Annotated in this window: 12 protein-coding genes; 1 reads left to right on the top strand and 11 read right to left on the bottom strand. The window is 56.8% G+C overall.

Going from position 1 to position 11,743, the window contains the following annotated elements:
• Positions 1 to 33: 33 nt before the first annotated feature.
• Complete coding sequence (locus SLIT_RS15165) at positions 34 to 3,321, bottom strand: MASE3 domain-containing protein (RefSeq protein WP_013029462.1); 3,288 nt, start codon at positions 3,319 to 3,321, stop codon at positions 34 to 36.
• A 149-nt stretch (positions 3,322 to 3,470) separates the two neighbouring features.
• Here SLIT_RS15165 and SLIT_RS06605 point away from each other — a divergent pair, with 149 nt between their 5' ends.
• A complete protein-coding gene (locus SLIT_RS06605; RefSeq protein ID WP_013029461.1) occupies positions 3,471 to 5,069 on the top strand; it encodes an NAD(P)/FAD-dependent oxidoreductase in 1,599 nt (532 codons plus the stop codon).
• On the opposite strand, the gene hslO is transcribed toward SLIT_RS06605, so the two are convergent.
• The 10 genes from hslO to SLIT_RS06555 form a co-directional block, all read right to left on the bottom strand.
• Entirely contained in the window at positions 5,066 to 5,950 is an 885-nt protein-coding gene (hslO, locus tag SLIT_RS06600) for an Hsp33 family molecular chaperone HslO (RefSeq protein WP_013029460.1), read from the bottom strand. The two genes, SLIT_RS06605 and hslO, sit on opposite strands and share 4 nt — an antisense overlap.
• A gap of 86 nt (positions 5,951 to 6,036) precedes the next feature.
• On the bottom strand, positions 6,037 to 6,600 hold the full coding sequence (locus SLIT_RS06595) for a diheme cytochrome c (RefSeq protein WP_013029459.1): 564 nt from the start codon (positions 6,598 to 6,600) through the stop codon (positions 6,037 to 6,039).
• An 11-nt stretch (positions 6,601 to 6,611) separates the two neighbouring features.
• Positions 6,612 to 7,016: a DUF1924 domain-containing protein gene (locus SLIT_RS06590; RefSeq protein WP_013029458.1), complete on the bottom strand. Its 405-nt coding sequence runs from the start codon at positions 7,014 to 7,016 to the stop codon at positions 6,612 to 6,614.
• Between the two features lie 12 nt (positions 7,017 to 7,028).
• Entirely contained in the window at positions 7,029 to 7,655 is a 627-nt protein-coding gene (locus SLIT_RS06585) for a hypothetical protein (protein ID WP_013029457.1), read from the bottom strand.
• Positions 7,656 to 8,351 carry a cytochrome b/b6 domain-containing protein gene (locus SLIT_RS06580; RefSeq protein WP_223293835.1) on the bottom strand — a complete coding sequence of 232 codons (696 nt, stop codon included), beginning with the start codon at positions 8,349 to 8,351 and terminating at the stop codon, positions 7,656 to 7,658.
• A gap of 165 nt (positions 8,352 to 8,516) precedes the next feature.
• Positions 8,517 to 9,722: an MFS transporter gene (locus tag SLIT_RS06575; RefSeq protein ID WP_013029455.1), complete on the bottom strand. Its 1,206-nt coding sequence runs from the start codon at positions 9,720 to 9,722 to the stop codon at positions 8,517 to 8,519.
• Positions 9,722 to 10,213: a YaiI/YqxD family protein gene (locus SLIT_RS06570; protein ID WP_013029454.1), complete on the bottom strand. Its 492-nt coding sequence runs from the start codon at positions 10,211 to 10,213 to the stop codon at positions 9,722 to 9,724. The genes SLIT_RS06575 and SLIT_RS06570 overlap by 1 nt, the downstream gene beginning before the upstream one ends.
• Before the next feature lie 17 nt (positions 10,214 to 10,230).
• Positions 10,231 to 10,620, bottom strand: a complete 390-nt coding sequence (locus SLIT_RS06565; protein WP_150102958.1) for a hypothetical protein — start codon at positions 10,618 to 10,620, stop codon at positions 10,231 to 10,233.
• A gap of 18 nt (positions 10,621 to 10,638) precedes the next feature.
• Entirely contained in the window at positions 10,639 to 11,175 is a 537-nt protein-coding gene (locus SLIT_RS06560) for a flavin reductase family protein (protein WP_013029452.1), read from the bottom strand.
• A gap of 72 nt (positions 11,176 to 11,247) precedes the next feature.
• Positions 11,248 to 11,682, bottom strand: coding sequence for a DUF2721 domain-containing protein (locus SLIT_RS06555; protein ID WP_013029451.1), 435 nt, complete (start codon positions 11,680 to 11,682; stop codon positions 11,248 to 11,250).
• Between the last annotated feature and the right edge of the window lie 61 nt (positions 11,683 to 11,743).

The raw sequence follows: 11,743 nt of genomic DNA, 5'->3' as shown, positions 1-11,743 counted from the left end.
CATTGCCATTTCCCAAGCGTGCGCTTCAAGGCATCAGCCTCGTTCAGCAATCTTGGCCGGCAATGCAAAATAGATCGTCGCACCTTCGTTGATCTTGCCCTCCGCCCACACCCTGCCACCATGCCGGGTGATGATGCGTTTTACGATGGCGAGCCCGATACCGGTACCCTCGAATTCTTCCATGCTGTGCAGACGCTGAAATACGCCAAAAAGCTTGTCTACATATTGCATATCGAAACCGGCGCCGTTGTCCTTCACATGGTAAATGGTCTCATCCGAGCCCGTCGTGGCCCCAACTTCGATTCGGGCGGGCTCCCGATTGCGGCTGAACTTGATGGCATTGGAAAGCAGGTTGACGAACACCTGATGCATCATGGCACGATCCCCCCTGGCAGATGGAATGTGTCCAATGTCCATTTCCAGGCCTCCTCCGGCGATTGCGAGCCGCAGCTCGTCGAAAACCTCATGAGCCAGCTTCTCCATGTCGATCTCGGAAAAGCTGATCTCGATTCGGCCTGCACGCGAGAATTTCAGGATATCGTCGATGAGCAGTCCCATCCTGTTTGCGTTGTCCCGCACCACTTTCAGCAGCCGTTTGCCTTCATCGTCCAGCTTGCCTGCATAGTCTTCCTGCAAGATATGCGAGAAGCCATCAATGGCACGCAACGGCGTACGCAAGTCGTGCGAGACTGAATACGAAAATGCCTCCAGCTCCTTATTGGCAACTTCAAGTTGCGCCGTACGCTCAGCCACTCGTCGTTCCAGATCGCGATTGAGCGCCATGATCCTGTCTTCAGCCTGCTTGAGTTCAGTGACATCGCGGCTGATCCCGAATATTCCGATGACGCTTTTTTTGTCATCGCTGAATACCGGCCATTTGTTGGTATTCACCCAGCCTTGCCTGCCTTTATCATCGTAATAAGGGTTCGTCTTGTTCAGTAAAGGCTTGCCCTCCTGAAAGATTGGCAATTCCTCCTCGTAATAGATGCGCGCCGTATCCGCAGGAAAAACCTCCAGATCGTGCTTGCCGATCATGTCGCGCCAGTTGCGGTGGCCGGTGACGCTCGCCAGCGTCTGGCTGCAAAAACGGAATCGACCGTCCTTGTCCTTGAAGTAGATGAAGTCGCCCGTATTTTCCAGCAGAGTGACGAAATCGTTGTTGAGTTCGCGCAGTTCCTTTTCGGCCTTCTTGCGCTCTGCCAGCAAGTGGATACGATCGATCGCTGCCGCCATATGACTCGCCAGTGCCATCAGGTATTTCTGCTCGGACACTGAAGGGATGCGTACTCCCTCGTCACCGAAGGTGCCCATGCCTACCGTGCCCAAGTGCCGGTCGAACAGGGCGATCGGTACATTCACGATCGTTCTGTTCCCCAATTGCGCCACGATCTCCTTGTTCACCCGCTCGTCGGTCCTTGCATCCGCGACGATCACGATCTCTTTGGCTTCTGCGATCTCCTCCAGCATGCGATCACCTTCGATGGTGAGCCTGGCTGTTCCTTCCTCTGACATGACCGTGTCCGATTCGGGACCGCTGGCGACCAGCGCGGTGAAGTACTTTCTGTCATCGCTCAGGAGATATGTCCACAAGTTCTGATAACCAAGGATTTCCCTGACTTCGCTCCGCGCGGCATTCACCACCTCCGAATAAGCCTGTGACCTTTCCAAATTCCTGGAAAGACGAAGCAAAGATTGGGAATGCCGATCCTGTTCCTGCAATTCCTGTTCCGCCCGCTTGCGATCCGAAATGTCGCTCCAGATTGTCAGGGCGCTGACCACATCCCCCCCCGCATCGAACTCTGGCACGACGCGCACAAACCAGCAGATCAGCTTGCCGTCATTGCCGATCCAGTCCATATCCACTTTGGTAACGGTTCCGGACTCCATCGCCTGCATGAGCTTGCCGGTGAATTCATCCGCTCTAGGTTTAAGTTCTGTTGAAAGTTCGAGCGGCTTCTTGCCGTAAACCTGCTCGGCTGACAGATGATTTACCCGTTCGAACTCCGGATTGACATAGGTACGTCGACCTTCCCTGTCATAACGCACGATGACATCGGGTGAATTCTCTGCCAGCATGCGAAATGCCTGTTCGCTTTCGCGCAGCTTGAGTTCGGCCCGTTTGCGTTCGGTGATGTCACGCGCTGCGGCAAACACTCCCAGCACCTCACCTGTTTCATTGCGATAAACGCCGGCGTTGTACAGCACGTCTGTAATATGCCCATCCTTGCGCCGGATGGCCAAAGGATAATCGGTGACGAAGCCTTGCTGAAACACTTGCCGATATCCTTCGCGCGCCCTGCCCGGTTCGGTGAAGTAGTCGGAAAAATCCGTTCCTATCAATTCGGAACGACTTCTGCCGGTTACTACTTCCGTCGCCTTGTTGACATCCGTGACCTTGCCTTCTGCACTGATGGTCACCAGCGGGTCCAGGCTCGCTTCGATCAGGCTGCGGGTATAGAGCGATGCTGCATGCAACTCCTGTGCGATCCGTTTGTTTTCGGTGAATTCGGTATCCAGTCGCTGGAACGGCTCACGCACACTGCCCATGAACACCGCGCGGTAAATGAAGATATAAGCCACGATCTTGTACAGATGCCCGAGCAGATTGAAGACGTCGGAAACATCAGAATACAGCGTGAAGCTCAGTTCGCTCAGGATGGTGATGACAGATGCGGCGAACAGACTGGCTGCATCATAGGGTTGCGGTTGCCTTGCCCGCAGGTAGAACATTGCAGCGGGGACCGTCAGTGCGGCAATGATCGTGTATTCAGCGCCTATCTTGAACGACGTCAGCCCCTGTCCGGCAATGAAGGTGTGCGGCCAGTCTTGCGGATATGCCAGCCCCCACCATATCACCGTTGTCGCGATAGCGAGACTGCCTGCAAGCAACCAGTAGCGAGTGTACGAATCCTGCAAAGGTCGCCATGGCCGCAGCACCGTAGTGAGCAGAGCCAACGCTGCAATCAAGCGGGCTGACAACCATAAATTGATGGCTTTTTCCGGGCTGCTGGGAGTGATGAACTCGGGCATGCCCTTGAACGACAACATGTGGGCGAAATCGATCAACCCAACTGCCAGCAGCGCACAGGCAAGGATCACGATATTGCCCGGACGCTCCTTGCTGTAGACGTTCCAGGCGACGCCGAATACCATCATGGATACGACGATGGAGAAAGTTTCGGCAAACATGTGCAGCGGCAGATAGTTGGCCAGTCCTTCCACGACGTAAAACGCGGGCGCTTGCCAGACAACGACGAACAACACAGTCAGAGCCGACAAGAACCAGATCATGTGCCGCAATGTGGCATTACTGGATGACATGGACAAGCCTTTATATTTATTCTGAATTCGTTTGAGCAATATGAAACGAAATCGTTTTTTGACAACATACCATCAAAACCACTCTCCAACCATAGTTAAAAGACCCTGCAAAGTCGCAAACTGGAATCCCCGCGGGTTAGAATGACAAAATGTTACGTCTCACTGAAATCCGTCTTCCGCTCGACCATCCCGCAGAAGCTCTATCCGAAGCCATCTTGAAGCGTTTGAACATCGCCGCACCCGAATTGATCGGCTATACGATCTTCCGGCGCGGTTATGACGCACGCAAGCGCAATGCCATCGTGCTGGTTTACACCGTGGATGCAGAGATAAAGAACGAATCCGCATTGCTCAAGAAGAACATTTCGCATGTGAACCCGGCGCCCGACATGAGCTACCGTTTCGTGGCTCATGCACCGCAGGGCCTGAGCGAGCGTCCTGTAGTCATCGGCACCGGTCCCTGCGGCATCTTTGCCGGCCTGCTGCTGGCCCAGATGGGCTTCCGACCGATCATCCTCGAACGCGGCAAGGAAGTACGCGAACGTACCAAGGACACCTGGGGCCTGTGGCGCAAAGGCAAGCTCAACCCCGAATCCAACGTGCAGTTCGGCGAGGGTGGCGCGGGCACGTTCTCCGATGGCAAGTTGCACAGCCAGATCAAGGATCCGAAATTCTATGGACGCAAGGTGCTCACCGAATTTGTCAAGGCCGGTGCACCGGAAGAGATCATGTACGTGAGCAAGCCGCACATCGGCACCTTTCGCCTGGTCGGCATGGTTGAAGAGATGCGCTATAACATGGAAGCGCTGGGTGCCGAGATACGCTTCCAGAGTCGCGTGACGGATATAGAGATTACAGACGGACAGGTGTGCGGTGTAGTTCTGGTGAATGGCGAGCGCATCGCGACAAAGCATGTAGTGCTGGCAGTCGGCCACAGCGCGCGCGACACCTTCGAGATGCTGCATGAACGCGGCGTCTACATGGAGGCCAAGCCCTTCTCCATCGGCTTCCGCATCGAACACCCGCAGGCCGTCATCGACCGCGCTCGTCTCGGCCCCAACGCCGGCAATCCCCTGCTGGGCGCGGCCGACTACAAACTGGTGCACCACGCCAGCAACGGGCGCTCGGTATACAGTTTCTGCATGTGCCCCGGTGGTACGGTGGTGGCGGCGACCTCCGAAGAAGGCCGTGTGGTGACCAACGGCATGAGCCAGTATTCGCGCAACGAACGCAACGCCAACAGCGGGATTGTCGTGGGGATTACCCCGGCTGACTACGAGGGCGATGTACTGGCGGGCGTAGAGTTCCAGCGCAAATGGGAAGCGCGCGCTTTCGAACTGGGCGGCAAAAGTTACGCAGCTCCGGCACAACGCGTCGGCGATTTCCTCGCCGGGCGTCCCTCCTCCCATCTCGGCGAAGTCGTGCCTTCCTACACGCCCGGCGTGACACCCACCGATCTCTCCACCGCCTTGCCCGATTACGCCATCGCCGCCATCCGCGAAGCATTGCCCGCATTCGATAAACAGATCAAGGGATTTGCCATGGACGATGCCGTGCTGACCGGGGTCGAGACACGCACATCATCGCCCGTACGCATCAGGCGCGGCGATGATTTCCAGAGTATCAACATCAAGGGACTGTATCCGGCCGGCGAAGGCGCAGGTTATGCGGGCGGGATCCTTTCCGCGGCGGTGGACGGCATCGAGGTGGCAGAAGCAGTCGGACTGGATATGCAGCAAAAGGCCTAGTGGCGCGTGTCGCTTGCCGCCATCACGATGATATCGGCGAACACCGCATCGGCATCCACGCGATCGAACACATAGCGCTGGTTGCAGAACTCGCAGTGCACCTCGACGTCGCCACGCTCGGCCAGTATCGAATCCACCTCTTCCCGACCAAGCATGCGCAACATGCGCCCCACGTTCTCGCGCGAGCAAGTGCAACGGAACACCACCTCCTGCGCATCGAACAAGCGTATATCTTCCTCGTGATACAGAAAATGCACCAACTCACTTGCAGGAACGTTCAGCAACTCTTCGGGCTTGAGCGTATTGGCGATCAGCACGGCGCGCTCCCACGGGTCATCATCGTGCAGTTCCGCCTGTGCGGGAAGCTTCTGCAACAACATGCCTGCCGCATGCTTGCCGTCTGCTGCCAGCCAGAGGCGAGTCTCCAACTGCTCGGAGCGCGTCATGTAGTTCTGCAGGATCTCGGCGATGCTATCGCCTTCCAGGGCGACGATACCCTGATAAGCCTGGTTGCCGTCCTTGGGGTCGAGCGTGATGACGAAGCGCCCGTCACCCCCGACCAGATCCTGCAGCGTACCTTGCGCCAGATCGCCTTCCCATTTCGCGGTTGCGCGCATCTCCAGATCGCCGGAACATTCCACTACCAGCAGTTTCACCGCGCCCTTGCCGTGTATCTGCAACACCATGGATCCTTGCAGCTTGAGCGTCGCCGCCAGCAATGCAGTGGCGGCACACAACTCCCCCATCAGGTCGCGCAGCACAGCCGGGTAATTGTGGCGTTCGATCACGCTCTGCCAAACTGCATCGAGGCGCACTATCTCGCCGCGTATCGGTGCATGTTCAAACAGAAAACGTCGCAGGGAATCGGATGAAGTCTTCATGGCGCGCGATGATAACACCGAGCCAGTGGCTCAGAAACAAAAAGGGCAGCCCAGGCTGCCCTTCATGTTTACACATCTAAGCTGCATCAATCCCAGTCAGGATAGTTCGGGATGGACACGGTGTCGCTGTCGAAGATGCCCTTGTCAGCTTTGGTGTGGCATGCGTTGCAGTAGCTCAGGGATTTGACATCCTTGTTGCCCTTGATCATCTTCTCCGGGATGTCGTGGTGCTTGCGCTTGATGTAACTCACCTCGGTGATACGTATCGGAGCATCGCCGTCTTCGGTCGCCAGCGCGATCTTGCGCGAACGCTTGTACCAGGATTTCTCCGCGGCATTGTCCATCGCGTAATCGTAGATGGTCTTCAGGGTGTCCTTGTCCAGCGAAGCATTCTCGCCGAAGTGATCGTTCAAGGCCTTTTCGTCCAGCAGCTTCGCCCACGATTTGCTCGGCAACAGGCCGGGTGGGTAGGCGTAGTGGCATGAGCCGCACTCGTCCGAGTAGGTCTTGTTATCGACCGGTTGCACGCCTTTTTGACGCGAGAAGTTGCCCAACCATTGCCAGAAGTTCTGTTCCGCCATCGCTGCCCCGCTGCTCATCAGCAATGCTGCAGCCAACAGAGCTGCTTTGAATTTATTTTGCATCATCATCTCTCCGATCCTCACTTGCTCAGCAGGAACTTAAGGACATCGCCCTTTTCCTGCGCTGTACATTCGCGACCCCAAGCGTCATTGCAATTACGCTTGAACCATTTTTCGATCTTCTTGGCATCCGTGAAGCGCTCCGGATTGACGCTGGGAGCCATCGGCTCGATGACCTTCCCGGTCTTTTTGTGCTTGCCAGGCTTGCGCAGGTCGTCGCCGTGGCAAGTCGAACAATTCATCTTCACGCCATCCTCGACCTTGCCCTCTTTGGCCCAGTCCGCTTTGCCGCGTTCAGCGTCGAAACCGGAAGCCCCCTCAGACTTGTACCGGGCAAACAGCTCGTCGCTGGCGGGGGTCGCCGATGCGGCGGAAGCCATGACCAGCGTGCCGATCAACGCCATCAATGTGAATAGTGGTTTCATTCTCACTCTCCGTTACCAGGTGATCTTGATCGCAGCCACCATGCCCAGTGCGCCCATCTCGGCGATGCCTGCATGGCTGACCGGCACAGTCGAATTCTTCGACTTGTTCACGGCATAAGCCATCAGTGCAGCGCCGGTCACGCCCAGCAGTATATGCAGATTATCAGGATCGGTGATGCCGTCCGCCAGATGGAAATCGTCCCAGTGCGTGATCAGGCCTGTGGTGATGGCTGCTGCAGCCATCGCAACGGTCGCCTTTGCCAGCTTGGCGTGCGTACCGTTGGTCTGGCGCGGCTGGTTTGCCTGCGCCGTACAGTTGGTCTCGCAGCCTTCGCCCGGCGCTGTCACTGCCGTCAATCCCGCCAGGACGATGGTTCCAAGACCGAGATACTGGTGCACCTTGCCGCCCGTGATCAACGGGGGCTCGAATGGAGTCGCGGCTACCACTGGGGCGGCGCTGTTCGACTTCTTCACGGATACTTCGGTATCGTTCGCTGCCGCAAGCTTGAACGATTCATAGTCCTTCACATACGCACTGGATGTCAGCGGCATATCGAAAGCCGACTCCTGCGCGAACGCCGTCCCGGATAGAGCCGCCAAGCACAGCACGGCGGCACTCATAAACTGGATGCCCTTCATTTAACTCTCCTCTTTATCGTTTTGACTGCTGGAACTTGATTGCTTTGGTGGTGATTTCTTCCCGGTGATCATCGCCCTCACAAGATTTTCCTTGTGCTGGATGCTGCCAACCAATACACCCAGAAGGTGCAGTACTACCAACGCAAGTGCCACGTTGGGAAGAAATTCGTGGACATGGCGAAACGCATAGCTGGACTCGTCAGTCACCCGGTTCGCCAGGAAGACCAATGGCCCTTCGAAGTCTATGGTACCCAGAGTAAGCAGGCCCGACACAAATATCGCCGCCAGCAACCCGAACAGCGTGAACACCATCAATGCGCCTGCCGGGTTATGTCCGTAATAATGTTTGGGGTTACCCTTGAGCATCGAGCGCAGATACTCGATAGCCTCGCTGACAGGAAAGATAAAGGCGCGGAAGCGCGCATATTCGCTGCCTTTGAATCCCCAAAACAGCCTGGCCGCCAGCAATACACACAGCACATACCCGACCAGCACATGTATCTCGGACAAGTGCACCTCACCCGAAATGAAAGCTGTCGCAAAGCACAGCACCAGCGTCCAGTGGAAGAACCGGAGGAACCGGTCCCACACCTTCACTGCTGCCTGTTCATCTTTGCCGGCATGATTTGCATTTACTTGCTGCATACACCACCTGAAAATTGTTAAACAAACGAATTCCTGGTCGATAAGCGCCAATCACTTTAATCAGCTCAGCGCACCACGTCCAAGGAAAATCCCGTTGCTCGATTGGTAAGGCAGATATTGTTACTATAAGTCCTGCACAAAACGGCGCGGATTTTACCTTAAATTTTACATTCTCCAAGCTGGAGTGTTGTATTCCTGCACTATAGGCAGGAATTCTTAATTCTTGCTTAAATCTCCCGCCCTTGCTGGCTTCCAGGCCAATGCAAAACCTGCAATCAGACAAAAACCCACGCCAGCATAAAAGGTAAAAGAGGGGCCAACGCGATCCCAGAGCAGTCCCGCCAGCATGCTGGCAACCAGCATCGCCAGCCCGCTCATCAGATTGAAGAAACCGTATGCCGTACCGCGCAGATCCTCGGGTGTCACATCCGCCACCATGCGCGCCAGCAAGCCCTGCGTGATGCCCATGTGCACTCCCCACAACCCCACACCAAGCAACACCGTCACCCAATGGTCGTTGCTCGCCAGCACCAGGTCGGCCGCGATCAATACCGCAAGCCCCATCGCCAGCAGCCTGGTGTGGCTCATGCCGTCGGAAAGCTTGCCGAACGGATATGCCGACGCGGCATAGATCACATTCATCGCCACCATCACCAGCGGCACCAAAGCGACGGGAATCCCGCCCTGTGCTGCGCGCAGCACGAGGAAGGCTTCGCTAAAGCGTGCCAGCGTGAACACCGCGCCGATGCCGACCAACCACCAATAATCGCTACCAAGCCGCTGCAGATTCTCGCGGCTGACCGGGTTGTTGGGCTGCTGCGCTTCCCCGCTTTTCGGTTCGTGTACGCCGAACAACAGCAATGCGACAGCCAGCAACCCCGGGATCACCGCCACCCAGAACACCGCGCGAAAATCGTTGAGCCACAATAGCATCAAGGCGGTGCCCAGCAATGGCCCGAGGAACGCACCCACCGTATCCAGCGACTGGCGCAAGCCGAACGCTGCACCACGTATCCCGGCTGGCGTGATCTCGGCAATCAAGGCATCGCGCGGCGCACCGCGTACCCCCTTGCCGATACGGTCGAGAAAGCGTGCCGCCAGCACCATGCCCACGCCGGAGGCCAGCGCGAACATCGGCTTGGTCAGCGCGCCCATGGCATAGCCGAACAGCGCCAGCCCTTTACGCTTGCCAAGATAGTCGCTCAGCGCGCCCGAGAATACCTTCACCAGCAACGCCGTGGACTCTGCGATGCCCTCGATCACACCGACCGTCAATGCGCTGGCCCCCAGCACCGTGACCATGAACAACGGCAGCAGGCTATGGATCATTTCCGATGACACGTCCATCAGCAGACTGACGAAACCCAGTACCCATACACCGCTGGGAATCCTGGCAAGCGACTCTTTAGCGAGTTTGCCCATCAGCCATCCCCGGAAACGTCCGTTCGCACTGAGCCTGTCGAGGGGCGAACGTGTTTCGCCAGAAACCTGTCCAGCTGATTTGCAAATGCCTGGCGGTCGCTCTGGCTGAGTGTCGGCGGCCCACCAGTTTCCACCCCGCTGCTACGCAATCCATCCATGAAGTTGCGCATGGTCAGCCGTTCCTGGATCGTGTCTTTGGTGTAGAACTCGCCGCGCGGGTTCAGCACATGGCCTCCGCGCGCGATCACCTCGGCAGCCAGCGGAATATCGGCGGTGACCACCAGATCGCCAGCCTCCGTCATCTGCACGATCTTGTTGTCGGCAACGTCGAATCCGGCCGGCACCTGCATGGCACGGATGAACTTCGAAGGCGGGCAATACAGCAGCTTATTTGCCACCAGCGTCACCTGCATCTGCCGCCGGTCGGCCGCGCGGAACAAAATCTCCTTGATCACTTTCGGACACGCATCGGCATCCACCCAGATCTGCATCACTGATTCCCCACGCGCTAACAGCGCTTGCCAGCCAGACGAAAAAAGAAATAAGGCGCGACCGCCACCCAGAGCAGAATCAACGGCCACAGACGTCCATGCACTATATCGTAATTCTCCAGCAATTCAGACCATGGATGCCCTGCGGCGTAATGGAAGAACAGGAATTCGAACGCCATCGTCAACGCCATCCAGAACAGGCCGATGACCCAAGCCTGCCGTGCCGAGGCGAATGCCCAGCGGCGCTGGTACAAGTAGATCACCGCGCCCAGCAAGATGATGCCGCTCGCACAGGAAAGCTGGTTCGCCAGCAGCGCGGGAAGTTGCCTGCCATAGGTGAAGTCGCGCAACGCGCCATTGATCATCGCAACCACCAGCATCACGAACCAGGCAGCTAAATAGCGCATTTTCATCTGGTCGAACCATCACGCCATCTTCGAAGACAGCTTGATCGTGTCTCCATCCACCGCAAAATATCCCTTGCCCTGGTGATGCAAGGTGCGCGGGTTCTTCTTGGCGGGATCGATCCACGCCTTCACCACCTCCAGCACGAAGAAGTTGTACTTGTTCACCATACGTGTGTCGTAGACCCTGCATTCGAGATTGGCGAAACACTCGTCGATCAGTGGCGGCGCCACCTTGGATGCAGGCATCGCCGTCAGCTTGAATTTCCTGAACTTGTCCACCTTGCTGCCTGAACAGTTGCCCACCCCCACCACCTGCTTCGCCATTTCCACCGAGGGAATATTGAGCACGCATTCCCTGGTCGCCACCAGCGCATCGAAACTGTGGTTGCGTCCGCTGATCACGCACCCCACCAGCGGCGGCGCGAACTCCATCATCGTCTGCCACGACATCGTCATGATGTTCGCCTTGCCCTTGTGTGCAGTGCTCACCATCACCACGGGGCCGGGCTCCAGCAGGCGATAGACTTCGGAAAGCGGAAAAGTCTTCTTGGCCATTTAGCGCTCCTTTCATCAAAGAAAATCGGAACTGACCTCTTCAAACCATTACTGTCTTCCCTCGCAGAGTGGTTATTCCTGGCTCTTGGGGAAGTTGATGATATTGGTCGATAGCGCGATCTCGCGCAGAAAACACAGCAGTCCGGTAGTCAGCGCCAGCATGGCAGCAATAAACAACACGGCTATTGGTGTCGAGGGGTCTTTGCCCAACTCGGAACCGATGAACAGTGCCGCGATTACGATGCAAATAAGCAGAGCACAAGTGGTGCAAAGGCTGATCGCCCAATGTATCCAGCGTGCCCTGAGTATCAAGGTATCTATTTCTATCGCATGTGTGGCGCGTTCGCTGTTGGAGGCTGTATCCAGCACCCGAAAGCGGTCGATCACCCTGGCCAGCCGTACGGAGAGCACGCTCAGGACCGCTCCGACCCCGGTCAGCAGGAATACCGGAGCAACCGCCTGCTGGATGACCTGGGCTACAGTGATGATTTCGGGTGCGTGTTCCATAAGATGATTCCTTGAGAATTGGCTGCGAGCAGAGTGCAGAACGGGTAAAAATCCACCCCCA

The organism is Sideroxydans lithotrophicus ES-1, assembly GCF_000025705.1.
Classification (GTDB): Bacteria; Pseudomonadota; Gammaproteobacteria; order Burkholderiales; family Gallionellaceae; genus Sideroxyarcus; species Sideroxyarcus lithotrophicus.
The sequence above is the reverse complement of the archived record's forward strand: the minus strand, read 5'-3'. Positions and strand labels throughout refer to the sequence as shown.

Excerpts from the sequence above, each read along its gene's own strand:
- hslO (WP_013029460.1), bottom strand. The coding sequence starts at position 5,950 with ATGAAGACTTCATCCGATTCCCTGCGACGTTTTCTGTTTGAACATGCA.
- SLIT_RS06565 (WP_150102958.1), bottom strand. The coding sequence starts at position 10,620 with ATGCGCTATTTAGCTGCCTGGTTCGTGATGCTGGTGGTTGCGATGATC.
- SLIT_RS06555 (WP_013029451.1), bottom strand. The coding sequence starts at position 11,682 with ATGGAACACGCACCCGAAATCATCACTGTAGCCCAGGTCATCCAGCAG.
- SLIT_RS06585 (WP_013029457.1), bottom strand. The coding sequence starts at position 7,655 with ATGAAGGGCATCCAGTTTATGAGTGCCGCCGTGCTGTGCTTGGCGGCT.
- SLIT_RS06575 (WP_013029455.1), bottom strand. The coding sequence starts at position 9,722 with ATGGGCAAACTCGCTAAAGAGTCGCTTGCCAGGATTCCCAGCGGTGTA.
- SLIT_RS06605 (WP_013029461.1), top strand. The coding sequence starts at position 3,471 with ATGTTACGTCTCACTGAAATCCGTCTTCCGCTCGACCATCCCGCAGAA.
- SLIT_RS06590 (WP_013029458.1), bottom strand. The coding sequence starts at position 7,016 with ATGAAACCACTATTCACATTGATGGCGTTGATCGGCACGCTGGTCATG.
- SLIT_RS06595 (WP_013029459.1), bottom strand. The coding sequence starts at position 6,600 with ATGATGATGCAAAATAAATTCAAAGCAGCTCTGTTGGCTGCAGCATTG.
- SLIT_RS15165 (WP_013029462.1), bottom strand. The coding sequence starts at position 3,321 with ATGTCATCCAGTAATGCCACATTGCGGCACATGATCTGGTTCTTGTCG.
- SLIT_RS06570 (WP_013029454.1), bottom strand. The coding sequence starts at position 10,213 with ATGCAGATCTGGGTGGATGCCGATGCGTGTCCGAAAGTGATCAAGGAG.
- SLIT_RS06560 (WP_013029452.1), bottom strand. The coding sequence starts at position 11,175 with ATGGCCAAGAAGACTTTTCCGCTTTCCGAAGTCTATCGCCTGCTGGAG.